22 protein-coding genes and 1 pseudogene are annotated in these 24,288 nt (G+C 66.9%); 10 read left to right on the top strand and 13 right to left on the bottom strand.

Features of this window, described 5'->3' with window-relative positions; translation table 11 throughout:
- Positions 1 to 156 precede the first annotated feature (156 nt).
- The 6 genes and pseudogenes from ACFXHA_RS31930 to ACFXHA_RS31905 form a co-directional block, all read right to left on the bottom strand.
- The gene (locus tag ACFXHA_RS31930; protein WP_379362679.1) at positions 157 to 495 is read right to left on the bottom strand and encodes a DUF1330 domain-containing protein; all 339 of its coding nucleotides are present in this window, start codon (positions 493 to 495) and stop codon (positions 157 to 159) included.
- Positions 496 to 561: 66 nt separating this feature from the next.
- A complete protein-coding gene (locus tag ACFXHA_RS31925; RefSeq protein WP_379362678.1) occupies positions 562 to 1,356 on the bottom strand; it encodes a succinate dehydrogenase/fumarate reductase iron-sulfur subunit in 795 nt (264 codons plus the stop codon).
- A complete protein-coding gene (locus ACFXHA_RS31920) occupies positions 1,353 to 3,257 on the bottom strand; it encodes a fumarate reductase/succinate dehydrogenase flavoprotein subunit (protein WP_379362677.1) in 1,905 nt (634 codons plus the stop codon). Before ACFXHA_RS31920 ends, ACFXHA_RS31925 begins: the two co-directional genes overlap by 4 nt.
- Positions 3,238 to 4,023, bottom strand: a complete 786-nt coding sequence (locus ACFXHA_RS31915) for a hypothetical protein (RefSeq protein WP_379362676.1) — start codon at positions 4,021 to 4,023, stop codon at positions 3,238 to 3,240. The genes ACFXHA_RS31920 and ACFXHA_RS31915 overlap by 20 nt, the downstream gene beginning before the upstream one ends.
- Positions 4,020 to 5,426 carry an aspartate ammonia-lyase gene (locus ACFXHA_RS31910; RefSeq protein WP_379362713.1) on the bottom strand — a complete coding sequence of 469 codons (1,407 nt, stop codon included), beginning with the start codon at positions 5,424 to 5,426 and terminating at the stop codon, positions 4,020 to 4,022. The genes ACFXHA_RS31915 and ACFXHA_RS31910 overlap by 4 nt, the downstream gene beginning before the upstream one ends.
- 120 nt (positions 5,427 to 5,546) lie before the next feature.
- Positions 5,547 to 5,867, bottom strand: a pseudogene (locus ACFXHA_RS31905) (cyclic nucleotide-binding domain-containing protein); the annotation flags it as partial.
- A gap of 187 nt (positions 5,868 to 6,054) precedes the next feature.
- Here ACFXHA_RS31905 and ACFXHA_RS31900 point away from each other — a divergent pair.
- From ACFXHA_RS31900 to ACFXHA_RS31880, 5 genes are read left to right on the top strand one after another with little or no spacing between them, the layout of a single operon-like run.
- Positions 6,055 to 7,365, top strand: coding sequence for an anaerobic C4-dicarboxylate transporter family protein (locus ACFXHA_RS31900; RefSeq protein WP_379362675.1), 1,311 nt, complete (start codon positions 6,055 to 6,057; stop codon positions 7,363 to 7,365).
- Positions 7,366 to 7,425: 60 nt separating this feature from the next.
- Positions 7,426 to 8,193 carry a DeoR/GlpR family DNA-binding transcription regulator gene (locus ACFXHA_RS31895; protein WP_379362674.1) on the top strand — a complete coding sequence of 256 codons (768 nt, stop codon included), beginning with the start codon at positions 7,426 to 7,428 and terminating at the stop codon, positions 8,191 to 8,193.
- A complete protein-coding gene (locus tag ACFXHA_RS31890) occupies positions 8,190 to 9,155 on the top strand; it encodes a 1-phosphofructokinase family hexose kinase (protein WP_379362673.1) in 966 nt (321 codons plus the stop codon). The genes ACFXHA_RS31895 and ACFXHA_RS31890 overlap by 4 nt, the downstream gene beginning before the upstream one ends.
- 10 nt (positions 9,156 to 9,165) lie before the next feature.
- The gene (locus tag ACFXHA_RS31885; protein WP_379362672.1) at positions 9,166 to 11,199 is read left to right on the top strand and encodes a fructose-specific PTS transporter subunit EIIC; all 2,034 of its coding nucleotides are present in this window, start codon (positions 9,166 to 9,168) and stop codon (positions 11,197 to 11,199) included.
- A gap of 26 nt (positions 11,200 to 11,225) precedes the next feature.
- A complete protein-coding gene (locus ACFXHA_RS31880; protein WP_379362671.1) occupies positions 11,226 to 11,483 on the top strand; it encodes an HPr family phosphocarrier protein in 258 nt (85 codons plus the stop codon).
- Between the two features lie 89 nt (positions 11,484 to 11,572).
- Here the strand turns inward: ACFXHA_RS31880 and ACFXHA_RS31875 are convergent, their stop codons facing one another.
- Complete coding sequence (locus ACFXHA_RS31875) at positions 11,573 to 12,790, bottom strand: acetyl-CoA C-acetyltransferase (protein WP_379362670.1); 1,218 nt, start codon at positions 12,788 to 12,790, stop codon at positions 11,573 to 11,575.
- A 128-nt stretch (positions 12,791 to 12,918) separates the two neighbouring features.
- Complete coding sequence (locus ACFXHA_RS31870; RefSeq protein ID WP_379362669.1) at positions 12,919 to 13,383, bottom strand: hypothetical protein; 465 nt, start codon at positions 13,381 to 13,383, stop codon at positions 12,919 to 12,921.
- A gap of 81 nt (positions 13,384 to 13,464) precedes the next feature.
- Between ACFXHA_RS31870 and ACFXHA_RS31865 the strand changes: the two genes are divergently transcribed.
- Complete coding sequence (locus tag ACFXHA_RS31865) at positions 13,465 to 14,853, top strand: cystathionine beta-synthase (protein ID WP_379362668.1); 1,389 nt, start codon at positions 13,465 to 13,467, stop codon at positions 14,851 to 14,853.
- 203 nt (positions 14,854 to 15,056) lie between these two features.
- Positions 15,057 to 16,190 (top strand): AbrB family transcriptional regulator, encoded by a 1,134-nt coding sequence (locus ACFXHA_RS31860; protein WP_379362667.1) that lies wholly within the window; start codon positions 15,057 to 15,059, stop codon positions 16,188 to 16,190.
- Here ACFXHA_RS31860 and ACFXHA_RS31855 read toward each other — a convergent pair.
- The 3 genes from ACFXHA_RS31855 to ACFXHA_RS31845 form a co-directional block, all read right to left on the bottom strand.
- On the bottom strand, positions 16,120 to 16,683 hold the full coding sequence (locus ACFXHA_RS31855) for a DUF6529 family protein (protein WP_379362666.1): 564 nt from the start codon (positions 16,681 to 16,683) through the stop codon (positions 16,120 to 16,122). The two genes, ACFXHA_RS31860 and ACFXHA_RS31855, sit on opposite strands and share 71 nt — an antisense overlap.
- Positions 16,684 to 16,703: 20 nt before the next feature.
- Positions 16,704 to 17,138: a nuclear transport factor 2 family protein gene (locus ACFXHA_RS31850; protein ID WP_379362665.1), complete on the bottom strand. Its 435-nt coding sequence runs from the start codon at positions 17,136 to 17,138 to the stop codon at positions 16,704 to 16,706.
- Between the two features lie 101 nt (positions 17,139 to 17,239).
- The gene (locus ACFXHA_RS31845) at positions 17,240 to 18,772 is read right to left on the bottom strand and encodes an HD domain-containing phosphohydrolase (RefSeq protein ID WP_379362664.1); all 1,533 of its coding nucleotides are present in this window, start codon (positions 18,770 to 18,772) and stop codon (positions 17,240 to 17,242) included.
- Between the two features lie 699 nt (positions 18,773 to 19,471).
- Here ACFXHA_RS31845 and ACFXHA_RS31840 point away from each other — a divergent pair.
- A complete protein-coding gene (locus ACFXHA_RS31840) occupies positions 19,472 to 20,044 on the top strand; it encodes a transglycosylase SLT domain-containing protein (RefSeq protein WP_379362663.1) in 573 nt (190 codons plus the stop codon).
- Between the two features lie 218 nt (positions 20,045 to 20,262).
- The gene (locus ACFXHA_RS31835; RefSeq protein ID WP_379362662.1) at positions 20,263 to 21,303 is read left to right on the top strand and encodes a hypothetical protein; all 1,041 of its coding nucleotides are present in this window, start codon (positions 20,263 to 20,265) and stop codon (positions 21,301 to 21,303) included.
- 60 nt (positions 21,304 to 21,363) lie between these two features.
- Here ACFXHA_RS31835 and ACFXHA_RS31830 read toward each other — a convergent pair whose 3' ends face one another.
- Together ACFXHA_RS31830 and ACFXHA_RS31825 are read right to left on the bottom strand one after the other, a co-directional pair.
- Entirely contained in the window at positions 21,364 to 21,708 is a 345-nt protein-coding gene (locus ACFXHA_RS31830) for a DUF6401 family natural product biosynthesis protein (RefSeq protein ID WP_379362661.1), read from the bottom strand.
- Between the two features lie 74 nt (positions 21,709 to 21,782).
- Positions 21,783 to 22,958 carry an acyl-CoA dehydrogenase family protein gene (locus tag ACFXHA_RS31825; RefSeq protein ID WP_379362660.1) on the bottom strand — a complete coding sequence of 392 codons (1,176 nt, stop codon included), beginning with the start codon at positions 22,956 to 22,958 and terminating at the stop codon, positions 21,783 to 21,785.
- Positions 22,959 to 23,027: 69 nt separating this feature from the next.
- On the opposite strand from ACFXHA_RS31825, the gene ACFXHA_RS31820 reads away from it, so the two are divergent.
- Positions 23,028 to 24,173, top strand: a complete 1,146-nt coding sequence (locus ACFXHA_RS31820) for a cystathionine gamma-synthase (protein WP_379362659.1) — start codon at positions 23,028 to 23,030, stop codon at positions 24,171 to 24,173.
- Positions 24,174 to 24,288: the final 115 nt, after the last annotated feature.

Raw genomic sequence — 24,288 nt, 5'->3', positions numbered from 1 at the left:
GTGTGTTGGATTCACAATTACTAGCGGGCTGTTCTTAACCCCCCCCCCGGCCCCCATATCACCCCTTTCCGGCCCCCCCCCCCCCAATATTCGCGCGGGGGCCGGCCCCCCCCCGCCGGCCCCCCCCCCACTGCTGTGTAGCCAGCCTGAGAGCCTTCAGTCGTCGCTCACCACCTCCTTCAGGACATCGGTGGACACGTGATCGTCGCCGCAGTAGTCGGCGATGACCGCGACACTGGAGCAATTGCGCAGGCGCAGCGGCAGAATCGCCTGATAGGCGGCCGAGGTGTGCCAGTCGTTGACCGACTGGTAGTCGGGGAATTCGAGCACGATCGCCACGCTGGATTTCGGTCCCTCGATCACGCGCTGCGTGCCGCCGTGGACGAGGAACCGCCCACCGAACGGCGCCAAGGTCGAGTCGATCTTCTCCAGGTATTCCACGATGTCGGCATTGACGTCGACGTCCCACAGGTGAGCGATGGCGTAACCGGGCATTTCTGGCTCCTCGTTCGGGATTGCCTTACTGCCCTCGATAATTCCGCTCGCCGGGAACGAAGTCGATTACTTGCCGGGTAACGCTGTGCCCGGAATGTGCTTCGCCTCCAGGTGTTCTCGGCGTAGCAGCTTGCTGCCCAGCCAGACCAGCGGGTCGTACTTGCGGGAAATCACCTGCTCTTTAAGGGGAATCAGGGCATTGTCGGTGATCTTGATGTGTTCCGGGCAGACCTCGGTGCAGCACTTGGTGATATTGCAGTAGCCCAGTCCCAGCTCATCCTGGGCGAGCTTGCGGCGATCGAGCACATCGGCGGGATGCATCTGCAATTCCGCCACCCGCATGAGGAACCGCGGGCCGGCGAAGGCGTGCAGGTTCTCCTCGTGGTCGCGAATGGCGTGACAGGTGTTCTGGCACAGGAAGCATTCGATGCATTTGCGGAATTCCTGGCTGCGCTGCACGTCTTCCTGCATCATCCGGTAGTCGCCGGGCTTCATCGCCGGGTCGGGCTGGAACGGCGGCACCTCGCGGGCCTTGATGTAGTTGAACGAGACATCGGTGACCAGGTCGCGGATGACCGGGAACGCGCGCAGCGGGGTGATGGTGATGGCGTCGCCGACCACCGCCTGCGCGGCCTGGCTCATACACATGAGCCGGGGGAAGCCGTTGATCTCCGCCGAGCAGGACCCGCATTTGCCGGCCTTGCAGTTCCAGCGCACCGACAGATCCGGGCACTGGGTGGCCTGCAGCCGGTGCACGACATCCAGGACGACCTCGCCCTCGCTCACCTCGACCTGATAGTCCTCGAGCGCGCCGCGGCCGCCCTCGCCGCGCCAGACCCGCACGGTCACTGTCTTTTTCATCGGTTCACTCCCAGCTGGACCAGTTCGGATTCGGTGAAGTACTTGCGCAGCTCATCCGGCTCGAACAGGGCCACCAGGTCGGCCCGCATGGGCGGTGCGATGCGCCGCGAGAGGTGCACGCGGCCGTCGTAGTCGCGACATGTCAGTGTTACGCCGCGCCAGGAGGGATCCATGGCCGGGAAATCGCCGCGCGTATGACCGCCACGAGATTCGTTGCGCTCCAGGGCCGATCGCGCGACGCATTCGGCGATGAGGGCCATATTGCGCAGGTCGAAGGTCAGGTGCCAGCCGGTGTGATAGAGCCGATCACCTTGCACCCGAACGTTTTCCGCGCGCTCGCGCAGCAGTTCCAGTTCGCCGAGCGCCTTGGCCAGTTCGTCGCCGTCGCGGACGATGCCGACCAGCTCGGTCATGACGCGCTGCAGGGCCTGATGCACCTCGTACGGGTTCTCGCCGTCCTCACGGTCGTAGGGTGCGAGCGCCTCGGCGAGGGACGCTGTCACCGCCTCCTCGTGCACGGACGGGCGGGAATCGCCGAGTGCGGCAATATATTCGGCCGCTCCAGCGCCCGCGCGGGCACCGAAGATGAACAGGTCCGACAGCGAATTGCCGCCCAGTCGATTCGAGCCGTGCATGCCGCTGGCGCACTCCCCGGCCGCGAACAGGCCGGGGACCGTGGTGGCGGTAGTGTCGGCGTCCACGCGCATGCCGCCCATGACGTAGTGCGCCGTCGGCCCGACCTCCATCGGCTCCTTGGTGATGTCCACGCCCGCCAGTTCGGCGAACTGGTGGTGCATGGCGGGCAGCCGCCGCCGGATCTCCTCGGGCGTCATGCGGGTGGAGACGTCGAGGAACACGCCGCCGTGCGGCGAACCCCGACCGGCCTTGACCTCGGAGTTGATGGCCCGCGCCACCTCGTCGCGCGGCAGCAGTTCCGGTGGCCGCCGGTTGTTCTCGGGATCGGTGTACCAGCGATCGGCTTCGGCCTCGTTGTCGGCGTAGATGGCCCGGAACACCTCGGGGATGTAGTCGAACATGAAGCGTCGGCCGTCGCTGTTGCGCAGCACGCCACCGTCACCGCGCACCCCCTCGGTCACCAGGACGCCGCGCACCGAAGGCGGCCACACCATGCCGGTCGGGTGGAACTGGATGAACTCCATGTTCACCAGTTCCGCGCCCGCGCGCAGGGCCAGGGCGTGGCCGTCGGCGGTGTAGTCCCAGGAGTTGGAGGTGACCGTGTACATCTTTCCCAGGCCGCCGGTCGCCAGAATGACGGTCGGCGCGTTCAGTACCACGAAATCGCCTGTCTGCCTGACATATCCGAACGCGCCGGAGATGCGGCCGCCGTCGGTGAGCAGACGGGTGATGGTGGTCTCGTCGAACACCTTCAGCCGGGCTTCGGGATCACCGAACTCCTCGGCATCCTCACGTTGGAGGGTGACCAGTCGCTGTTGCAGGGTGCGGATGACTTCCAGTCCGGTGCGGTCGCCGACGTGCGCTAGGCGCGGGTACTCGTGGCCGCCGAAATTGCGCTGGGAGATCAGGCCGTCCTTCGTGCGGTCGAACAGCGCGCCCCAGTGCTCCAGCTCCCAGATCCGGGTCGGCGCTTCCTTGGCGTGCAGTTCGGCCATCCGCCAGTCGTTGAGGAACTTGCCGCCACGCATGGTGTCGCGGAAGTGCACCTGCCAGTTGTCCTTTGGATTGCCGTTGCCCATGGCCGCGGCGGCACCGCCCTCGGCCATCACCGTATGTGCCTTGCCCAGTAGGGTTTTGGTGATGACGGCGGTGCGCAGGCCACGGGTGCGGGCCTCGATGGCCGCGCGCAGTCCCGCGCCGCCCGCGCCGATCACCACCACGTCGTAGTCGTGACGGATCGGTGTGTCAGAAGAATCGAAGGTCACTGATGACTCCCATCGAGAGCAGGCGGACGTAGACGTCCGTGAACGCCACCCAGATCAGCGAGATCCAGGCCATGCGCTGGTGATGCGGGTTGATCCGGCTCACCCAGGTCCACAGCCGGTACCGGATCGGATGATCGGAGAAATGCTTGAGGCGGCCGCCGATGGCGTGGCGGCAGGCATGGCAGGACAGCGTGTACATCCACAGCAGCGCCGCGTTGACGATCAGCACGACCGTGCCCAAACCCATGTGGCCCCAACGGCCGTCGTAATCACGGAAGGCGATGACGGCGTCGTAGGTGAGCACCACGTTCAAAAGTGCTGCCAGCCAGAAGAAGTAGCGGTGCATGTTCTGGATGAACACCAGCGGGAACTTCGATTCGCCGGTGTACTTCTTGTGCGGCTCGCTCACCGCGCATGCCGTCGGCGACTGCCAGAAGGCCCGATAGTAGGCCTTGCGGTAGTAGTAGCAGGTGAAGCGGAATCCCATGGGAATCCAGATGATCAGGATCGACGGGGTGATCCAGGCGGGCCAGCTCACCCAACCCCAGCCGTGCATGCCGACATCGGTCAGATTCGGCGAGTAGAACGGCGAGAGATACGGTCCCGACGCGTAGTGATCGTTGGCCAGGATGACGTACGCAGCGTAGACGATGAACGCCGACAGGATCGACGCCGTCACGATCGGCTGCGCGAGCCAATTGTCCACTCGCAGTGTGCGTTGCGGAATCTGCGCGCGAGTGCGCTCCCGCTCGGGGGTGGAAGTCACAGCGTGCGCGCCCGCGGTGCGGTCATGTTCTCCGGGCGCATCAGCTCGTCGAGCGCCTCCTGGGTGAGCGCGCCACGCGCCAGCACCAGCTGGTAAACGCTGCCGCCGGTGTTCAACGCCTCCTTGGCGATCGAGGCCGCCTCCTCATAGCCGAGGGCGGGGACCAGCGCGGTGATCAGGCCGATGCTGTTGTTGACCAGCTCCCGGCAGCGCTCACGATTGGCGGTGATGCCGGTGATGCACCGATTCGTCAGCGTCACCGCTGCATTGCGCAGCATGAGGGTGCCCATCAGCAGGTCGTAGGCCATGATCGGCTCGGCCATATTGAGTTCCAGCTGGCTGGCCTCGGCGGCCATGGTCACGGTCATGTCGTAGCCGATGAGCTGGAAGCAGACCTGGCTGACGACCTCCGGGATGACCGGATTGACCTTGCCGGGCATGATCGACGAACCCGGTTGCATGGCAGGCAGATTGATCTCGCCCAGCCCGGCGCGCGGACCCATCGACAGCAGTCGCAGGTCGTTGCAGATCTTCGACAGCTGCACCGCGGCGCGCTTCATGGTCGCCGACACCGCCACGAAATCGCCCGAATCCTGGGTGGCCTCGACCAAGTTCTCCGCCGAGCGGATGGGTAGACCGGTGACGTCGGCCAGCTTGGCCGCGCACAGCTCCGCGTAACCGGGCGGGGAGGTGATGCCGGTGCCGATGGCGGTCGCGCCCATATTGGTCACCAGCAGGTCCTCGGAGATTCGCTTCAGATGCGCGATCGCCTCACCGACCATGACGCCGTACGCGCCGAACTCCTGGCCCAGGGTCATCGGGACGGCGTCCTGCAGCTGGGTGCGACCCATCTTGATGACATCGGAGAACTCGGCGGCCTTGGCCTGCAACGCCTTCTGCAGTTCGGCCAGCGCCTCCGCGGCGTCGTGCAGGGACAGGTAGACGCCGAGCTTCACGGCGGTCGGGTACACGTCGTTGGTCGACTGCGAGCAGTTCACGTCGTCGTTCGGGTGCAGGAACTGGTACTGGCCCTTGCCGTGCCCCATGAGTTCGAGGCCGCGATTGGCGATGACCTCGTTGGCGTTCATATTGGTGGAGGTGCCCGCGCCGCCCTGCACCATATCGACGATGAAGTCGCGGTGCAGTTTTCCGGCCAGGATCTCGTCGCAGGCCAGGCTGATCGCCTCGGCTTTCTCGACATCGAGCGCGCCGAGCTCGTAATTGGCCAGGGCCGCAGCCTTTTTCACGTACGCCAGCGCGTCGACCAGATGCCCGAACTTGCGCAGCTTGATTCCCGAGATCTGGAAGTTCTCCAAGGCGCGCAGGGTCTGCACCCCGTAGTATGCCTCGGCCGGGATCTCCCGCTCGCCGAGCGAATCATGTTCGCGCCGAATGCCTCCCACCGCGCTCTGCGACACCACGGCCTCGGCCAGGCGGCTCGACACCGACTGCAGGCGGGCCGCCACCAACTGTGCGACGCGGGCCACGATGCGGTGGTAGCGCTCGGGTTCCCGGGCCGAGAGTTCCTCGATGGCCTCGCGGGTGACGATGAGCACTTCCGCGCCGCCGGAGGTGCGCGCGGTGGCCATGTGGGTGCCGCCGTCGAGCAGCGTCATCTCCGAAATCATGCCGCCCGCACGGACAGTGCCGAGTGCGGTCTCGTGCCCGGTGAGACCGGTCACCATCTCGATCCGGCCGCGGGTGACGACACCGAACCAGTCGCGCGGGGTGGACTCGTGGAAAATCACCGCTCCCGCAGGGTATTCGCGGTATTGAGCGACCGCCGTGAGGGCCTGTAGGTCCTCGACGCCGATGCCGGTGGCAATCGAGGTGGCCTCGATCATGTCGGACAGGGTGTCCACGTTGACTCCTACTTCGATGGGGCTAATCTCTTCTACGGGAGCAAACCGTCAGCAAAATTATTGATCAAATCGATCTGACATTTCGAGTCGAAGCCGATAGTGAGGGCATTTGTCCCACGACTCATGACAGATAGAGATAATTACCGAGGCGGTTGTCCCAATGATTCAGATGCTTCTCGAGTTAGCGGTGGTGCTCGCCGCGATCCTGATCGGATCGCGCGTGGGCGGCATCGGACTCGGCGTGTGGGGTGCGGTGGGCGTGGTCGTGCTCGCCGGCGTGTTTCGCGTCGCACCTACGTCACCACCGGTCGACGTGCTGCTCATCATCCTGGCGGTCGTCATCGCGGCGGCCACCATGGAAGCGGCCGGCGGCGTGGACTACATGGTGCGCATCGCCGAACGCATGATCCGCAAGAATCCCAAGCGGATCACCTTCGTCGCACCCGTGGTGGTGTTCCTGTTCACCGTCGGCGCGGGCACCGGGCACCTGCTCTACCCGCTGCTGCCGGTCATCCACGAGGTTTCGCGCGAGGGTGGAGTGCGCCCCGAGCGGCCGATCTCCATGTCCGCCATCGCAAGTCAGTCGGCGATCGTCGCCAGCCCGGTCTCCGCCGCCATGGCCGCCGCGGTCGTGGTGCTCGGGCCCGACGGCTGGAGCATGGTGAAGATTCTCGCGGTCACGGTCCCGTCGGTGCTGATCGGCCTGATCGCGGGCTCACTGTCGGTGTGCCGGCGCGGCAAGGACCTCGCCGACGATCCGGAATACCAGCGTCGCCTGGCTTCCGGGGAGCTGCAGCCGGTCAATACGAATCCGGCCGATCGGCCCGAACTGCCCCGTACCGCAAAGCTTTCCGCGCTCATCTTTCTGATCGGCGTGCTGGCCGTGGTCATCTCGGGCGCCTTCCCCGGCCTGCGGCCCCCCGGTGCGGACGGTAAGGCGCTGAGCATGCCCGAGACCATCGAGGTGCTGATGCTCGCCACCTCGGCCGTCATCATCCTGCTGTGCAAGGTGTCGGCCCCGAAGATCCCGAGCACACCGGTTGCCAAGGCAGGCTTGGTCGCTCTGGTCGGCGTCTTCGGGTTGGCTTGGCTAGGGGACAGTTTCATCAAATCCAACGAGGACATGATCGTCGGCAATCTGGGCGATCTGGCCAAGCAGCACACCTGGCTGTTCGCGGTCGTGCTCGCGCTGGTGTCGGCCCTGGTGCTGAGTCAGGCGTCGGCGACGAAGATCATGCTGCCGCTCGGCCTGGCCCTCGGTATCTCGGCACCGCACCTGGTGGCCATGCTGCCCGCCCTGTGCGCGCTGTTCATCCTCCCGGTCTATCCGACCAGCATCGCGGCGGTGAACTTCGACCACTCCGGCACCACGAAGTTCGGCAAGTTGGTGCTGAATCACAGCTTCATGCTGCCGGGCATCGTCACCACCGCCGTGGCCGTGGCCGTGGGATATCCGCTGGCAGCCCTGATCGGTTCTTGACAAAACAACACAATCGGGCATAAAACAACATAAAGCAACAACGATTGTGCGGAGGTTCGGATGTACGCCGAGGAGCGGCAGCAGGCGATCGCGGAGCTGATCGGGCAGCGCGGTCGCATCTCGGTGATCGAACTGGCCGAACAGTTCGAGGTCACCACCGAGACCGTGCGCCGCGACCTGGCCGCCCTGGACCGGCTCGGCCTGGTCCGCCGCGTGCACGGCGGTGCGGTGCCCGCCGCCGCCCTCACCGCCATCGAGCTCGGCACCGGGGAGCGTGAACACACCCGGGCGGCCGAGAAGGATCGGATCGCCAAGGCGGCCTTGGCATTTCTCCCGCCCACCGGCGGCAGCGTGCTGTTCGACGCCGGGACCACCACGGGCCGCATCGCCGCCCAGTTGCCCGCCGACCGGGAGCTGGTGGCCATCACCAACTCCCTGCCGATCGCGACCCGGCTCAGCGGTGCCGCCGGGGTCCGGCTGCACCTGCTCGGCGGGCGCGTGCGCGGCGTCACCCAGGCCGCCGTCGGCGCGGACACCCAGCGCACGCTCGGCGACCTGCGGGTCGACGTGGCCTTCATCGGGACCAACGCGCTCACGGTCGGGCACGGGCTCTCCACACCCGATCCCGACGAGGCGGCGGTCAAACGGGCCATGGTCGCGAGCGCGCACCGCGTGGTCGTGGTCGCCGACTCCAGCAAGATCGGGCGCGAGGACCTGGTTCGCTTCGCCACCATCGCGGATATCGACGTGCTGGTCAGCGACGATCAGCTGCTGCCCGCGGTGCGAAATGAACTGTCCGAGTTCGGTATCGAGGTGGTGACCGCATGATCGTCACGCTGACCGCCAATCCCAGCATCGACCACACCGTGGCGCTGTCGGAACCGTTGCGGCGCGGCGACCTGCAGCGAGCTCGGGCCGCCACCTCGTACCCGGGTGGCAAGGGCGTCAATGTTTCTCGCGTCGTGGCCGGTGCTGGGGCGCGCACTGTCGCCGTCCTGCCGGGCGATCCCGGTGACCCGCTGTTGCGTGCGCTGAGCGAGACCGGCCTCGACTACCAGGCGGTCCCGTGCGGCGGCCCGGCGCGCACCAACATCACGCTCACCGAGGCCGACGGCACCACCACGAAGATCAACGAACCGGGCACGCCCTTGACGGTGGACGAGCGAATTGCCTTGGCCGACTTGCTGGTCGAGCTTTCGCGCGACGCGTCCTGGGTGGTGTTGTCCGGCTCGCTACCGCCCACGGTGCCCGTTGACTGGTATGTCGACCTGTTGCGACGGCTGCGTCGACCAGGACCCGGCGGTATCAAGGTCGCGGTGGACACCTCCGACGGGCCGCTGCTGGCCCTGGCCGAGCATTTCGATTCCACCGCACCGCATTTGATCAAACCCAATGCCGAGGAACTGGCCCAGCTCACCGGGGGCGACCCCGACGAGCTGCAGGATCCCGGCGCGGCGGCCCGAGCGGCGTCGGTGCTCGTGGCGCGCGGCGTCGAAACCGTGCTCGCCACCCTCGGCGCGGCCGGAGCCGTGCTGGTCACCGCATCCGGGGCCTGGCATGCCACCGCACCGGCCATCACCGCGCGCAGCACGGTCGGCGCGGGCGATTCCGCGCTCGCCGGCTACCTACTCGCCGACCTGGATCACCAAGCGCCACCAGATCGTTTACGCCGCGCCGTCGCCTACGGCAGCGCCGCCGCCGCTCTCCCGGGGACCGGCCTGCCCGGCCCGCACCACACCGACCCCAGTGCCGTGCACGTCACGGCCCTGGACCTCCAGCCCCACCACTGAAGGACCCGCGATGTCCGACCCGATCATCACCACCGACCTGATCGCCCTCGACGCCAACCTCGGCGCCGAGCCAGCCGACGTGATCGGGTCACTCGCCCAACGCCTCACCGACGCAGGCCGCGCCACCTCAGCCGACGCCCTGCGCGATGCCGCCCTGGCGCGCGAAAGCCAGTCGCCCACCGGCCTTCCCGGCGGCATCGCCATCCCACACTGCCGCTCCGCCGCAGTCACCGTGCCCTCCCTCGGCTTCGCCCGCCTCGCCCACAAGGCCGACTTCGGTGCCCCGGACGGTCCGGCCGACCTGGTGTTCCTCATCGCGGCCCCCGAGGGCGCGGGCGCGGAACACATGAAACTGCTTTCCGCCCTGGCCCGGGCATTGGTCAGACCCGAATTCCTGGCAGCCCTGCGCGCAGCCGCAACCCCCGCCGAGATCGTCGGCCTGGTCGTGGAGGTCATCGAACCTCAGGAGACGCCGCAACCGGCCGCGACGGAAAAGCCCTCGGCCGAAACGGCCATCCAAGCCGAACCGGTTGTTCCGCAGCAGGATTCGACGACATCGCCGCGTACCGTCGTCGCCGTCACTGCCTGCCCGACCGGTATCGCGCACACCTACATGGCGGCCGATTCCCTGGTCGCCGCGGGCCAGCGCGCTGGAGTCACGGTGCGGGTGGAGACCCAGGGTTCCAGTGGCAGTACGCCTTTGAGTGCGGCGGATATCGATTTCGCGGACGCGGTCATCTTTGCCACCGATGTCGGGGTGAAGGGGCGGGAGCGGTTCGCGGGGAAGCCGGTCATCGAGTCCGGCGTGAAGCGGGCGATCAATGAGCCCGATGTCATGGTGTCCGAGGCGCTGGCGGCGGCGAAGGATCCGACTGCCGCGGTCGTCTCCGGTGCTGCCCGGTCCGAGAAGAGCTCGACCGCAGTGGATTCCGGGTCGCTCGGCTGGGGGACTCGACTACGGCAGATCCTGCTGACCGGCGTCAGCTACATGATTCCGTTCGTCGCGGCGGGCGGGCTGCTCATCGCGCTCGGCTTCCTGCTCGGCGGGTACGAGATCGCCGGGACTGCGAAGACCATCGTGTTGGACAACTCGATCACCGATCTACCGGCGGGCGGCCTGGCCACCTACCTGGGTGCGGTGTTGTTCCAGATCGGTTCGCTCGCATTCAGCTTCCTGGTGCCCGCGCTGGCCGGATACATCGCCTACGCCATCGCCGACCGGCCCGGTCTCGCACCGGGTTTCACCGCCGGTGCGGTCGCCGTCTTTGTCGGCGCGGGCTTCCTGGGCGGCTTGGTCGGTGGTCTCGTCGCCGGTTTCGCCGCGCTGTGGATCGCCAAACTCGGTGTGCCGCAATGGGCACGCGGCCTCATGCCGGTCGTGGTCATCCCACTGTTCGCATCGCTGGTCGTCGGCATGCTCATGTTCATCGTGCTCGGCAAGCCCCTCGCGGCCGTCACCAGCGGGCTCACCCACTGGCTCAACAGCCTGTCCGGCACCTCGGCCATCCTGCTCGGCATCATCCTGGGCCTGATGATGTGCTTCGACCTGGGCGGGCCGGTCAACAAGGCCGCCTATGCGTTCGCCGTCGCCGGACTCAACGTGAATGACACTGCGTCGCTGAAGATCATGGCCGCCGTCATGGCGGCAGGCATGGTGCCGCCGCTGGCCATGGCGCTCGCAACCACCGTGCGCCCCAAACTCTTCACCACCGCCGAACGCGAAAACGGCAAGGCCGCCTGGCTACTCGGCGCCTCCTTCATCTCCGAGGGCGCAATCCCCTTCGCCGCAGCCGACCCCCTGCGTGTCATCCCCTCCATGATGGCGGGCGGCGCAGTCACCGGCGCCCTGGTCATGGCCTTCGGCACCACCCTCAGTGCACCCCACGGCGGCATCTTCGTCTTCTTCGCCGTCGGCGGCATCGCAGGCTTCCTGATCGCCCTAGCCCTCGGCACCGTAATCGGCGCAGCCTGCGTCACCGCCGCAAAGCAACTCCGAAAGACCCCCTCCACCAAAGAATCTCCCGCGGATCTCGTACCCGCCTAACCCTCCCCACCTAAAAGGAGTCGATCATGCCCAGCACCACCGTCGTCGTTGGTTCGTCCGTCGGCCTGCACGCCCGCCCGGCCGCCGTAATCGCCGCAACCGCCGCAGCCGCAGGCGTCCCCGTCACTCTGTCGCTGGTCGGCGGCGGACCGGTGAACGCGGCCTCCGCCCTCATGATCATGACCCTCGGCGCGACCCAGGGCACCGAAGTCGTCGTCACCAGCGATGACCAGGCGGCCTTGGACAAGATTGCCGAGCTGGTCGGCTCCGACCTCGACGCATAAGGGGGTGTGGGGGCTTAGCCCCCACCTTCCCCCCAAATGACTTGGGCCGCACGACCGGAAGGTCGTGCGGCCCAATGGAGTTCTGAGCGTCAGCTCAGGCGCTCGATGATCATCGCCATGCCCTGGCCGCCGCCGACGCACATGGTCTCCAGACCGAACTGCTTGTCCTGGGTCTGCAGGTTGTTGATCAGGGTCGCGGTGATGCGGGCACCGGTCATGCCGAACGGGTGGCCCAGCGCGATCGCGCCACCGGAGATGTTCAGCTTGTCCACGTCCATGTTCAGCTCACGAGCCGAACCCAGAACCTGAACGGCGAACGCCTCGTTGATCTCGTACAGGTCGAGGTCGCCGATGGTCATGTTGGCGTTCTTCAGGGTGTTGCGCACGGCATCGATCGGGCCGAGGCCCATGATCTCCGGGGACAGGCCCGAGACGCCGGTGGCCACGATGCGGGCCAGCGGGGTCAGGCCCAGGGCCTTCGCCTTGGTGTCGGACATGACGACCAGCGCCGCGGCACCGTCGTTCAGCGGACAGGCGTTACCGGCGGTGATGGTGCCGTCCGGGCGGAAGACCGGCTTCAGCTGCGAGATCTTCTCGTAGGAGGTGCCGGCGCGCGGGCCGTCGTCGGTGGTGACGATGGTGCCGTCGGGCAGGGTCACCGGGGTGATCTCACGCTCGAAGAAACCGGACTTGATGGCCTCTTCGGCACGGTTCTGCGAACGCACACCCCAGTGGTCCTGGTCCTCACGCGAGATGCCGGTGAAGGTGGCGACGTTCTCCGCGGTCTGACCCATGGCGATGTAGACGTCCGGGAGGATGCCCTCCTCGCGCGGGTCGGTCCAGGTCGCGTTGGACTCGGCGGTGGCCTTGGTGCGGGCCTCGGCGTCGGCGAACAGCCCGTTGTGGGTGTCGGGCCAGCCGTCGGAGGTGCCCTTCGGGAAGCGCGACACGGTCTCCACACCGGCGGAGATGAACACGTCACCCTCACCGGCCTTGATGGCGTGGAACGCCATCCGGGTGGTCTGCAGCGAGGACGAGCAGTAGCGGTTGACGGTGACGCCCGGCAGGGTGTCGTAGCCGAGCTGCACGGCGACCGAGCGGGCCATGTTGAAGCCGCCCTCACCGGCGGGCTGACCGCAGCCCAGGTGCAGGTCGTCGATGTCGGAGACGGAGAGCGAAGGCACCTTGTCGAGCGCGGCGCGCACCATCTGGGCAGCGAGGTCGTCCGGGCGCATGCTCACCAGAGAACCCTTGCCAGCGCGGCCGATGGGCGAGCGGGCGTACGAAACGATGACGGCCTCAGCCATGAGGACTCCTTTTTTGCTGGGGTGATCCTCTTCGAATTTACGACGGGGGTGTGGCGGGGCGAACATCCGGTGTGCCCGAATCCCAACCAATGAGCTGTGGGATATCGCTCACTCACAACGCGGGCGGGTCAGCCCGGCACGTCGAAGGCGCTCTGCGCCGGGATGTTCGGCATGTCCGTGTAGACGGTGACCACGATGTGGCCCGGCCCGGTGTCCTGGAACAAGGCGTAGTGCTCGCTGCCGTAGAACCCGGCCAAGATCGGAACTCGATATTCGCCCGCGGCCCCGGTGTTCATGTTGTGCCAGGCGACCGTGGCGGTGGTTTCGCACATCGGCGCGAAGCTGTACTCGCCCGGATCGAACCCGCCGACCGGTAGCGCCTGCACGCTGATGATGGCCCGGCCCGGCCACTGCGGACCGGTGTCGGCCCAGGATCGAATGTTGCCGCCGCACAGCACCGCATCGTGGTACATGCTCTGGACCTGCGGAAATTCAATGGTCGCGGCGTGTGCGGGGGCGCTGATGATGATCATGGTCGCGCCCGTGAGACAGGTGAACAGGGAGGCGGCCCTCAGGCTCGTCGGCTTCCTCATGGGCCGATGGTAATTTCCGGCATTCGTGATATGTCCGACGTGCGCGAAGGTGCGCATCTCCTTTCTGCAACGATGAGGGGTATGCGCATCGCTAACCATGTCGTCGATCTGATCGGAAACACCCCGCTCGTTCGGTTGAACTCCGTGGTGGGTCCGAACTCGGGACTGGTGGCGGCGAAGGTGGAGTACCTGAATCCGGGCGGCAGCTCGAAGGACCGCATCGCCGTCAAGATGATCGACGCCGCAGAGAAGGAAGGGCTGCTGAAGCCCGGCGGCACGATCGTCGAACCGACCTCCGGTAACACCGGTGTCGGCCTCGCCCTGGTCGCGCAGCAGCGCGGCTACAAGTGCGTGTTCGTCTGCCCGGACAAGGTCAGCGAGGACAAGCGGAACGTGCTGCGCGCCTACGGCGCCGAGGTCGTGGTCTGCCCGACCGCCGTCGCGCCCGAGGACCCGGACAGCTACTACAACGTCTCCGACCGTCTCGTGCGGGAGATCCCGGGCGCGTGGAAGCCGAACCAGTACTCCAACCCGGGCGGCCCCGAATCGCATTACGAGACCACCGGTCCCGAGATCTGGCGCGACACCGAAGGCAAGATCACCCACTTCGTGGCGGGCGTCGGCACCGGCGGCACCATCACCGGCACCGGCCGCTACCTCAAGGAGATCTCCGGCGGCAAGGTCAAGGTCGTCGGCGCGGACCCGGAGGGCTCGGTCTACTCCGGCGGCACCGGCCGCCCGTACCTGGTCGAGGGTGTCGGCGAGGACTTCTGGCCGACCGCCTACGACCCGGCCATCCCGGACGAGATCATCGCCGTCTCCGACGCGGACTCCTTCGAGATGACCCGTCGCCTGGCCCGCGAGGAGGGCCTGCTGGTCGGCGGCTCCTGCGGCATGGCCGTGGTCGCGGCGCTGAAGGTCGCCGAGCGCGACCCGGATGCCGTGGTCGTGGTGCTGCTGCCGGACGGTGGCCGCGGCTACCTGTCCAAGATCTTCAACGACCAGTGGATGAGCTCCTACGGCTTCCTGCGCTCGCGCCTGGACGGCTCGCACACCGAGGTCCATGTGGGAGATGTGTTGCGCGGCAAGTCCGGTGAACTGCCGGACCTGGTGCACACCCACCCGCAGGAGACCCTGCGCGACGCCATCGAGATCCTGCGCGAGTACGGCGTCTCGCAGATGCCGGTCGTCGGCGCGGAGCCGCCCGTCATGGCGGGCGAGGTCGCGGGTTCGGTCACCGAGCGCGATCTGCTCTCGGCCGTGTTCGAGGGTCGCGCCAAGCTCACCGATCCGGTGTCCAAGCACATGAGCCCCGGCTTCCCGCTCATCGGCGCGGGCGAACCGGTCTCGGCGGCGACCAAGCTGCTGGAGTCCACCGACGCCCTCATGGTCGTCGACGACGGCAAGCCGGTCGGCGTCATCACCCGCCACGACCTGCTGGGCTTCCTCAGCGAAGGCGTCCTCGCCTAGTTATCTGTGCAGTTGCCGCCCGCCGGATCCCTTCCCTTGGATCCGGCGGGCGGCTTGCTTTCACCAGTGTGATTCGCGGCCGATGTGACTTATGGCCTGGGACAAGCCCATCCGGTTCTGAATCGGAGATCACAGTGGGAGCTTCGGCCTGGATAACTGGGGTGTTACCAGAGGTTCATCCGCGCCGGGCACCATTGATTCATATGAGTCCGAGACAGGTGGCGGTATGGGTCGCGTTGCTGGGCGCGGTGCTCGGTGGTGCGAAATTACTGGACCGGATCGGATTTCCCGCGCCGCAAATGATTCTCGCGATCTTCGTGGGTGCCGGATTGGCCCTGGCGGGGAAGCTGCCCGCCCCGCTGCCTCGGCAGGTGAACGTGGGCGTGCAGGCCATGCTGGGCGTGCTGATGGGCAGCTACCTGCAGATATCCCTGCTGACCTCGATCGGCTGGGGGCTGCTGCCGGTGCTCGCGGTCACGGCGGCGACGGTCGTGGTGAGCGTGGGGGTGGCGCTGGTTTTCGCGCGGGCGACGAAGGTGGATCTGCCCACCGCGACGCTCGGCATGCTGGCGGGCGGCTCGGCGGCGGTGGTCGCGGCCGCCGACGAACTCGACGCCGATCCGCGCCGGGTGGCGTTCATGCAATACCTGCGCGTCGCCCTGGTGGCCCTGAGCGCCCCGGCCATTGCCGCACTGCTCGACAACGAGGAGCGCATCCCCTACGGCCCTGGGGCCCCGGGCAATTCGGTGACCGACCCGAGCCTGCCGTACTGGATGATCATGGGCCGCGGCGATCAGCTGGCCGGGCTGTGCATCGCGATTGTGCTGTGCCTCATCGGGATTCGGATCGGCGGGCGCCTGAAGCTGCCGAATGCCGCACTGCTGGGCCCGATGCTGGTCACCGCGATCGTGACCGCGCTGGGTCTGACCCACGGCTACGCGCCCACCCACCTGTTCAAGGATCTGCTGTTCGTGCTGATCGGCTTCGAGGTCGGCACCCGCTTCACCCGGCAGGTGGTGCGGGAGATGGCGCGCATGCTGCCCGCCATGACCGCCGCCGTGCTGGCGCTGTCGGCGATCGTGGCCGGAATGGCTTTGGGGCTGGCCTATCTGGTGGATCTGCAGATGTCGGACCTGTACCTGGCGACCACGCCCGGCGGCATCAACGCGGTGCTGGCGACCGCCGACACCATGGGCGCGAATCTGCCGCTCATCACCAGCGTGCAGACCATCCGGCTACTGGTGATGATGGCGCTGCTGCCGCTGCTCATCTCGCGAATCCGACGGTACGAAACCACCAGAAAGCCGCCAGCGTCCACGCCAGCACAAAGCTTGTGAACACCGTCGCGCCGAGGATCGGCAGCAGCCAGCCCGGCGTCCGCTTCAACCGCAGAGTCAGCATTTTCGAGGCGAAGGCACCGTAGAAGACCACGCCCGCGATCGAATGCGCCATCACCCGGGTGGATGTCGCGCCCTGGCCGACCTGGAAACCGAAGCTGTAGAGGCAGTAGAAGGCCACCGGCAGGCTGAGCAGGAACGCCAGCGCACCGGAGAGACGGTGGAAGATGCGCACCGGTTTCGGCGCATGGAAGCGGTAAATCCAGACGGCCGTGAGCAATTGGCCGATGATCAGCACCCCGACCGCACTGCTCAGATACGCCTTGAAGATCTGCGGTGCGGAGAAGCCCCAGGTGGGCAGGGGCTGGGTGCCGGGCCAGTAGTGAATTCCGGCCATGCCCAGCGCGACCGAGACCGCGGCGCCGGTGAGCAACACCGGCACCGCGATCAGGTTGCGCCGAGAAACGGTGACAACGTCTGTCAGCAAGGACATCTCGACTCGGTTTCAGGTCATCACGGGGTACCACCCGTGTGCGCGGCGATCAGCTTGGCGGTATCGCCATAGGTGCGCAGCCGCGACACCTTGCCCGCGTCGTCGAAGCTCCACAGGTGCACGTTCTGATCGACGATGCGATTGCCGTTGGGCAGGATCACATCCAATTCGATCTCGGCTGCCACCTGGCCGGTGGACCCGATGACATCACGCACCGTGAACTCCTGGAACTTCCACTCCGACAGCAGGGCGAAGAAATCGGCGACCGCGTGCGGTCCGCGCCGGGGCTGCAACTGCGGAACCCCCGCGGCCTGGGCGGTATTGGCGAGCCAATCGGCGTCCCAGGAAACGTCGTCGGCGAGCTGATCGAGGATGAAGGGAATGTCGCCGGTCTCGAACGCGCGGTAGAGCGCTCCGATGGTCTCGGCGTGAGCGGTGTTGGCGGAAGGGGACATTGGAGATACTCCCTGGGGTTACAAGCTGATCGGGTGCATCCAATGTTCGGCCCGGACCCACCCCACCCACATCGGTCGATCGACCTATCCCGGGTATCGACTCAGCCGGGCAGCAGGCCGTGCTCCATGGCGAAGACGGCCGCGCCCGCGCGGGTGCGGCGGCCGGTCTTGTCGTAGATGTGGGCCAGGTGGTGGCCGACAGTGCGTTCGGAGACAACGAGTTCGGCGGCGATGCGGCGGTTGGACAGGCCGCGGGCTGCGAGGCGTAGAACCTCGACTTCGCGTTCGGTGAGTCCGCAGGGGTATTCCGTGCGTGGTGGCCGCAATCCGGCCGCTTCGACCACGGCTGCGCAGGCGTCGCGGTCCAGGCGTCCGGCTGCCGCCTCCGCCGAGAGGTGGGCGGCGGCGTCGCCGGGTTTGTGGGCGGGGCGGTGCGGGCGGTCCTCGGTCATGGCCGCGAAGACGTCGGTGGCGGCGAGCAGTCGTGCGGCCGGTGATTGGTCGTGTACGCGCACACCGCGGTGGTAGCCGCTGCCGTCGAGTCGTTCGTGGTGACCGGCGGCGACCTCGGCCAGATCGGTCAGGCCAGGGCAGCGGCGCAGCACACGGTCGGTCCAATAGCTGTGCAGCCGAATGCGTTCCCAGTCGCCGGTGCCGACCGGGCCGGGGTGATCCCAGATCGCACTCGACACCGCGACGCGGCCGATGTCGTGCAGCAGCGCGGCGGCGCGCAGATCGGCCCGGTCGGTGTCCGAGAGTCCGGTGAGATTGCCTGCGGCATCGGCCAATCCGGCCACGTGGGCCGAATGTCCCAGCAGGTAGCGACCTTTCAGGTCCACCACGACCGCCAGCGCCGCGCACAGGTGGTCGCGTTGTTCGGGCCGGATCACGGCCGGCAGTCCGGGTTCGGCGCTGATCACCGCGGTCAGGAGGTCGGGCTGGGCGAGCACGCTCCAGATGGCGTCCGCGTCGGCGGCGAAGACGGCCACCAGATCCGGATCCAGGTGACCGCCCGCCCGTCGGCGCAACTCGGCCAGAGCGGCCCGGCGATCACGGCCGCGAAAAGCCAGCACGGCCTGTTCGGCCAGGTGCAGGATGCGCCCGGTCAGCGACAGTTGTTCGCCGCCGAGCCGGTCGGGCGCGCCCAGCCCGTCGAAACGCTCCTTGACCTCGGTCAATGCCCGCACGGCCGCCTCGGGCAGTCCTAGACGCGGTCCCAGCGCCCGGCTGACTTCGCATACCGAGCGGACCGCGAACGGCGCTCCGGCGGGCGACTCGGTGGCATAACGACGGGCCAGCGCGGACCGGCTGCCCGGCGCCCAGTCGCCGAAGGTGCTCAGTTGTGCAGCGAAGATCTCGGGGTCGCCCGGGTCGAGGGTGTGGAAGGCCCGTTGGAAGGCGATGTCGTCGACGTAGGACTCGGCGTTCTCCGAGGCCCGGGAGGTGCAGCCGACGGCCGCGAGCAGGGCGGCGTGGAAGACGATGCGGCGGTCGGCCTGGTCGAGGCCCAGCCGGGCGGCGACCGCATCGGCCACCAGGCAGACCGCCAGACCCTTCTCGAATGGCATTCCGGTGGCCAGATCGGTGGTGAGCGAGAGGGCCGCCAGCACCTCGGTGACCCGGATGGATGCCATGTCGGAACCCTAATCCGGCTTTCGTTACATCGCAGGATGATTACGGTGCGTGACAAATGTGACTAATGTGATTTGAGTTAACAATTGTGATTTGTGGGAGCGTTACTTTCGGAATGCGAAACGCCGATGGGTCGTCGGGAAATAGGGCAAATAGACGTATATCGCGATCTTGAGGCTAAATTTCTCTGTGATCTGAAACACTTTGTGTTTCGAATTGAATGACCAGGTCAGCGCTTGTATTAATGCAGGTCCCGAAGCTGCCACTCGGGTCGGTTCACCGTGTGTTCACTTTTGGTTCAGACCGTGTTAACTATGCGCTATCAAGCTGTGACCTTGTCGGAAACAGACCATGAGTCTGAATGGCGCAAGGAGATGTGAACACACATGCGGAACGTGATCACCACATCGGTGCGATGAGGCAATCCACCTCGGTGGGTTAGGGCAGAGCGGCCGGGAGGCCGCGAACGTCTCCGCAGTTCTCCGCGCAGAGCGTCAACTCCATTGACGACGGTGCGCCAATTCCATTGACCCGGACAGGGTTTCACAACAGCAACCAACAACAGCCCCGCAGTGCCTCGGTAAGCGTCGGGAGACGCCTGCCTGGTCGAGCGCTGCCTTCTTCAGGCCCACGGGGCCCGAAACCGAACAGGACGAATTGTTATGACTGCTCTCAGTGACCCCGCTAGACGTAGCAAGGTGATGGCCACCGCTCGCACGGTCGGCACCGCCGCGCTCGCTCTCGGCGTCTTCGGCTCCATCATCACCGCCGCGGGCTCCGCCAACGGCGATGTCGAGCCCGCCGCGCTGAAGGCCACCCTGGTGGCCGCCGCGGCCCCCGTGGCGCCCGCCGCGCCGGCCAACGAGCAGCCCGCCCCGGCCCCGGCCGCCGCGGCTCCGGCCCCGGCGCCCATGCCCGCGCCGGCTCCGGTCCCGCCGCCCGCCCCGGTCTACGCCGACAACCTCGACGGCTGGATCCGCCAGGCGCTGGACATCATGTCCCAGCGCGGCATCCCCGGCAGCTATGACGGCATCATGCGCAACATCCAGCGCGAATCCAGCGGCAACCCGCAGGCGATCAACCTGTACGACTCGAATGCGGCCATGGGCATCCCGTCCAAGGGCCTGCTCCAGGTGATCGACCCGACCTTCAACGCGTACCACGTCGAGGGCACGTCCACGAACATCTGGGACCCGGTCGCCAATATCGTCGCTGCCTGCAACTATGCGGCGCACCGCTACGGCTCGATGGACAACGTCTCCAGCGCCTACTGATCCACTCCCGCTCCACTCCGGCATGAATCCGGACGAATAACGCGATGGCCTGCCGATGAGGGGTGGGTCATCGCGTTTTCGCATTCTCCGGCAAACCATTGGCATTCGATTTGGCAACACTTTCGCAAACGTACGAACTCGAAGATCAACAAGGCGTATAACCACCCCGTGGAGCAGTTCCGGCACTCGGCCGGGACAGATAGCGAAGGGACGGGGTCATGCACACCTCGGTATCGGCTATCGATATCCAGATGGGGCTCTCGGACGCGTGGAGTTCCATCGCGACCTGGGTGCCCAAGTTCGTCGGCTTCCTGGTCATTCTGCTCATCGGCTGGTTCGTGGCCAAGGTCGTCGCCAAGGTGGTGACCCGGATCCTGAACCGCATCGGGTTCGATCGGCTCGTCGAGCGTGGCGGCATCAAGGACATGCTCGCCCGTGGTCGCTACGACGCCACCGGCATCATCGCCAAGCTCGCCTACTACGCGGTGCTGCTGATCGCATTGCAGCTCGGCTTCGGCGTCTTCGGCCCGAATCCGGTGTCCACCATGCTCAATGGCATCGTGGCGTGGCTGCCGCGGCTGGCGGTCGGCATCGTCATCGTCTGCATCGCGGGCGCGATCGCGCGCGTCGTGCAGGACATGGTGTCGAACATGCTGAGCGGACTGGAATACGGCCGCATGCTGGGACGTGTTGCGGCGGTGTTCATCTGGGGCATCGGCATTATCGCGGCGCTCAATCAGATCGGCGTCGGCACCTCGGTCACCATGCCGATCCTGATCACCGTGCTGGCCACCATCGCCGGTGTGCTCATCGTCGGTTTCGGCGGTGGACTCATCCGTCCGATGCAATCGCGGTGGGAGGGTTGGCTCGACACCATCGAAGGCGAGATGCCCGAGGTGAAGGGTCATGCCCAGGCCTACCAGCGCGGTCGTGAGGACGCGGCGCGTCAGCGGCAGGCGCAGGAGGCGGCGATGCTCGCCCAGCGGGCGGCCATGATGGGGCAGCCCATGATGGCCGGGCCGGGGATGGGGCAGATGCCGCCCGGCAAGTGGGCCGAACCCGAGGGCGGTCAAATGGGTTACGGGCCAACGGGATACGGGCAGCAGGGCGGCTACGGCCAGGGTGGTCAGCCGCCGCAGCAGATGCCGGAGCAAGGGCATCCGATGCCACCGAACCAGCATCCCTCACGGCCGGGCGGTCAGATGCCCAGGCCCGGCGCGCAGCCGCCCGAGCAAGGCAATCAGGGCGGGATGATCTAGCGGGACAATCGAAAACAGCCCCGAGGACTACCGGTCCTCGGGGCTGTTTCGTTGTCCGTTTCAGGCGGGGCGGGCCAGCGAGCAGACGGCGGCCAGGCGCAGGTGCAGCCAGTCGGCGTCCTGCCAGTCGAGCGGCGAGAGCGGGATGTCGGCGTCCGCGTCGCGTAGGTCGTCGAGGATGCCGCGGGCGTAACCGGCCAGCAGCACACTGGTCGGGACCACGCTGGAGTTCTCGACACCCAGGTCGAGAATGTCGCGGACGGCGGCGGCGTGCTGGTCGATTTCGGCGCAGACGCCGGGGAACAGCGCCGCGGCCTCGGCGGCGGGGGCTCCGTGGGTGCGCTGCAGACGGTTCAGGGTCTTACGCGCGGAAACGACGAGCAATGCGGAGCCGGGCACAAACACCCGGTGATGCTAGCAACCGGCCCGCACCTGAGGGACCCGCTGTGACAAATCGCGCATTCGCGCGGAATGCCTGGTCAACGGAAGGCTTTCGAGCCTGTGAGTGCCTCGCCGAGGACCAGTTGATGCACCTCGGCCGTGCCTTCATAGGTCAGGACCGACTCCAGATTGTTGGCATGCCGCAATACCGGGTACTCGAGGGTGATCCCGTTCGCGCCCAGAATCGTCCGGCACTCCCGCGCGATCTTGATGGCTTCGCGGGTGCTGTTCAGCTTTCCGGAACTGATCTGCTCGTTGCTGATCTGATGCCGATCCTTCAACCGCCCCAGGTGCACCGCCAGCAGTTGCCCCTTGCCGAGCTCCAGCGCCATGTCCGCGAGTTTGGCCTGGGTGAGCTGGTAGGCGGCCAGCGGTTTGTCGAATACCTCCCGGGTGCGCGCGTATTCGATGGTCGCGGTCAGGCAGTCGCGGGCCGCGCCGAGCGCCCCGAAGATGATTCCGAAGCGCGCCTCCGAGAGGCAGCCCAGCGGTGCGGCCAGCCCCCGCGCCTCCGGCAACTGTGCGTCGGCGGGCAGCCGCACACCGTCCAGCGACAGTTCCGCGGTGATCGAAGCCCGCAGCGACAGCTTGTGCTTCATCTCCCGAGCACTGAATCCCGGTGTATCCGTGGGCACCACGAACCCGCGGATCACATCCCGCTCACCCTCGCGCGACTGCGCCCACACGATCGCCACATCCGCCACCGACCCGTTGGTGATCCACATCTTGGACCCATCGAGCACCCAATCGTCCCCATCCCTGCGCGCCCGAGTCCGCATCCCACCCGGATTCGACCCGAAGTCCGGTTCGGTCAACCCGAAACACCCGATCACCCGCCCCGCCGCCATCTCCGGCAGCCACCGCAGCTTCTGCTCCTCCGACCCGTACTTGTGAATCGCGGTCATAGCCAGCGACCCCTGCACCGAAACCATGCTCCGCACACCCGAATCCACCGCCTCGAGCTCCAAACAAGCCAGCCCGTACGCCGTAGCCGAAGTCCCCGCGCACCCGTACCCCTCGAGATGCATCCCCAACAACCCGAGCTTCCCCAGTTCCGGAGCCAACTCCCGCGCCGGAAAAGTCCCCACCTCGAACCACTCCGCAATATGCGGCCGCAACCGTTCCCCCGCGAACGCACGCACGGTATCCCGAATGTCACGCTCCTCATCACTGAGCAGGGACTCGATCGCGAACAGCTCATCCACGGTGACCATTCGCCCACCCTAGCCCGGTCGTAAACCCCGGAGCGGGGGCTTCATGCGGGTGTCCTTAGGCTGTTCGGCATGAGCGATCAGCTGGGTTTCTCCACACGGGCGGTGCACGCCGGGTTCGATCCGGACCCTCAGACCGGTGCGGTGAACGTGCCGATCTATGCGAGTTCGACGTTCGCCCAGGATGGGGTCGGCGGGATGCGCGGGGGGTACGAGTACGCGCGGACCGGGAATCCGACTCGGACGGCGCTGGAGGCCAACCTCGCGGCGCTCGAATCGGGTACTTACGGGCGGGCTTTCGCGTCCGGGATGGCGGCGACCGACTGTGCGTTGCGGGCGAATCTGCGGCCCGGCGATCACCTGGTGATTCCGAACGACGCGTACGGCGGGACGTTCCGGCTCATCGACAAGGTGTTCACCCAGTGGGGGATCGAGTACTCGGTCGCGCCGGTGTCGGATGTGGACGCGATCGCCGCGGCCATGCGGCCCAACACCAAGCTGGTCTGGGTGGAGACGCCCACCAACCCGCTGCTGAACATCGGTGATATCGCGGCGATCGCCGATGTCGCGCACGCCGGTGGCGCGAAGCTGGTGGTGGACAACACCTTCGCCTCGCCGTACCTGCAGCAGCCGCTGCTGCTGGGCGCGGACATCGTGCTGCACTCGACCACCAAGTACCTGGGCGGGCACTCCGACGTGGTGGGCGGCGCGCTCATCACCAATGACCAGGAGCTGGACGTCAAGTTCGCGTTCCTGCAGAACGGCGCGGGTGCGGTGCCCGGCCCGATGGACGCCTTCCTCACCATGCGCGGCATCAAGACGCTGGCCCTGCGCATGGATCGGCACTGCGACAATGCCGAGACCATCGCGGAATTCCTGTCCAACCACCCGAAGATCGCCCAGGTCATCTACCCGGGCCTGCCCGAGCACCCGGGCCACACCGTCGCCCAGAAGCAGATGCGACGCTTCGGCGGCATGATCTCGGTCCGCGTGCACGGGGGCAAGGAAGCCGCCCTCGACTTCTGCGCCAAGACCAAGATCTTCACCCTCGCCGAGTCCCTCGGCGGCGTGGAATCCCTCATCGAGCACCCGGGCGCGATGACCCACGCCTCCACCGCGGGCTCCGCCCTCGAGGTCCCCGCCGACCTGGTCCGCCTCTCGGTCGGCATCGAGGACATCAGCGACCTCCTCGCCGACGTCGAGCAAGCGCTGGCCTGACTCTCAGCACAAAGAAGCGGGGGCCCCCTCACGGGGCGGCGGGGGGGTGGTGTGTATCAGGGGCGGCGGGGGGAGGGGCCTCCAGCACGAACCGGGGGGGGCCGGCGAACGGAGG

This window comes from Nocardia sp. NPDC059240, assembly GCF_042753865.1.
GTDB lineage: Bacteria > Actinomycetota > Actinomycetes > Mycobacteriales > Mycobacteriaceae > Nocardia.
This window is presented reverse-complemented; position numbering and strand designations above follow the sequence as displayed.

Coding starts and splice junctions, on each gene's coding strand:
- ACFXHA_RS31855 (WP_379362666.1), bottom strand. CDS start 16,683: ATGTCCTTGCTGACAGACGTTGTCACCGTTTCTCGGCGCAACCTGATC.
- ACFXHA_RS31875 (WP_379362670.1), bottom strand. CDS start 12,790: ATGGCTGAGGCCGTCATCGTTTCGTACGCCCGCTCGCCCATCGGCCGC.
- ACFXHA_RS31895 (WP_379362674.1), top strand. CDS start 7,426: ATGTACGCCGAGGAGCGGCAGCAGGCGATCGCGGAGCTGATCGGGCAG.
- ACFXHA_RS31885 (WP_379362672.1), top strand. CDS start 9,166: ATGTCCGACCCGATCATCACCACCGACCTGATCGCCCTCGACGCCAAC.
- ACFXHA_RS31865 (WP_379362668.1), top strand. CDS start 13,465: ATGCGCATCGCTAACCATGTCGTCGATCTGATCGGAAACACCCCGCTC.
- ACFXHA_RS31925 (WP_379362678.1), bottom strand. CDS start 1,356: ATGAAAAAGACAGTGACCGTGCGGGTCTGGCGCGGCGAGGGCGGCCGC.
- ACFXHA_RS31930 (WP_379362679.1), bottom strand. CDS start 495: ATGCCCGGTTACGCCATCGCTCACCTGTGGGACGTCGACGTCAATGCC.
- ACFXHA_RS31890 (WP_379362673.1), top strand. CDS start 8,190: ATGATCGTCACGCTGACCGCCAATCCCAGCATCGACCACACCGTGGCG.
- ACFXHA_RS31835 (WP_379362662.1), top strand. CDS start 20,263: ATGCACACCTCGGTATCGGCTATCGATATCCAGATGGGGCTCTCGGAC.
- ACFXHA_RS31880 (WP_379362671.1), top strand. CDS start 11,226: ATGCCCAGCACCACCGTCGTCGTTGGTTCGTCCGTCGGCCTGCACGCC.
- ACFXHA_RS31825 (WP_379362660.1), bottom strand. CDS start 22,958: ATGGTCACCGTGGATGAGCTGTTCGCGATCGAGTCCCTGCTCAGTGAT.
- ACFXHA_RS31850 (WP_379362665.1), bottom strand. CDS start 17,138: ATGTCCCCTTCCGCCAACACCGCTCACGCCGAGACCATCGGAGCGCTC.
- ACFXHA_RS31870 (WP_379362669.1), bottom strand. CDS start 13,383: ATGAGGAAGCCGACGAGCCTGAGGGCCGCCTCCCTGTTCACCTGTCTC.
- ACFXHA_RS31900 (WP_379362675.1), top strand. CDS start 6,055: ATGCTTCTCGAGTTAGCGGTGGTGCTCGCCGCGATCCTGATCGGATCG.
- ACFXHA_RS31820 (WP_379362659.1), top strand. CDS start 23,028: ATGAGCGATCAGCTGGGTTTCTCCACACGGGCGGTGCACGCCGGGTTC.
- ACFXHA_RS31860 (WP_379362667.1), top strand. CDS start 15,057: ATGAGTCCGAGACAGGTGGCGGTATGGGTCGCGTTGCTGGGCGCGGTG.
- ACFXHA_RS31845 (WP_379362664.1), bottom strand. CDS start 18,772: ATGGCATCCATCCGGGTCACCGAGGTGCTGGCGGCCCTCTCGCTCACC.
- ACFXHA_RS31840 (WP_379362663.1), top strand. CDS start 19,472: ATGGCCACCGCTCGCACGGTCGGCACCGCCGCGCTCGCTCTCGGCGTC.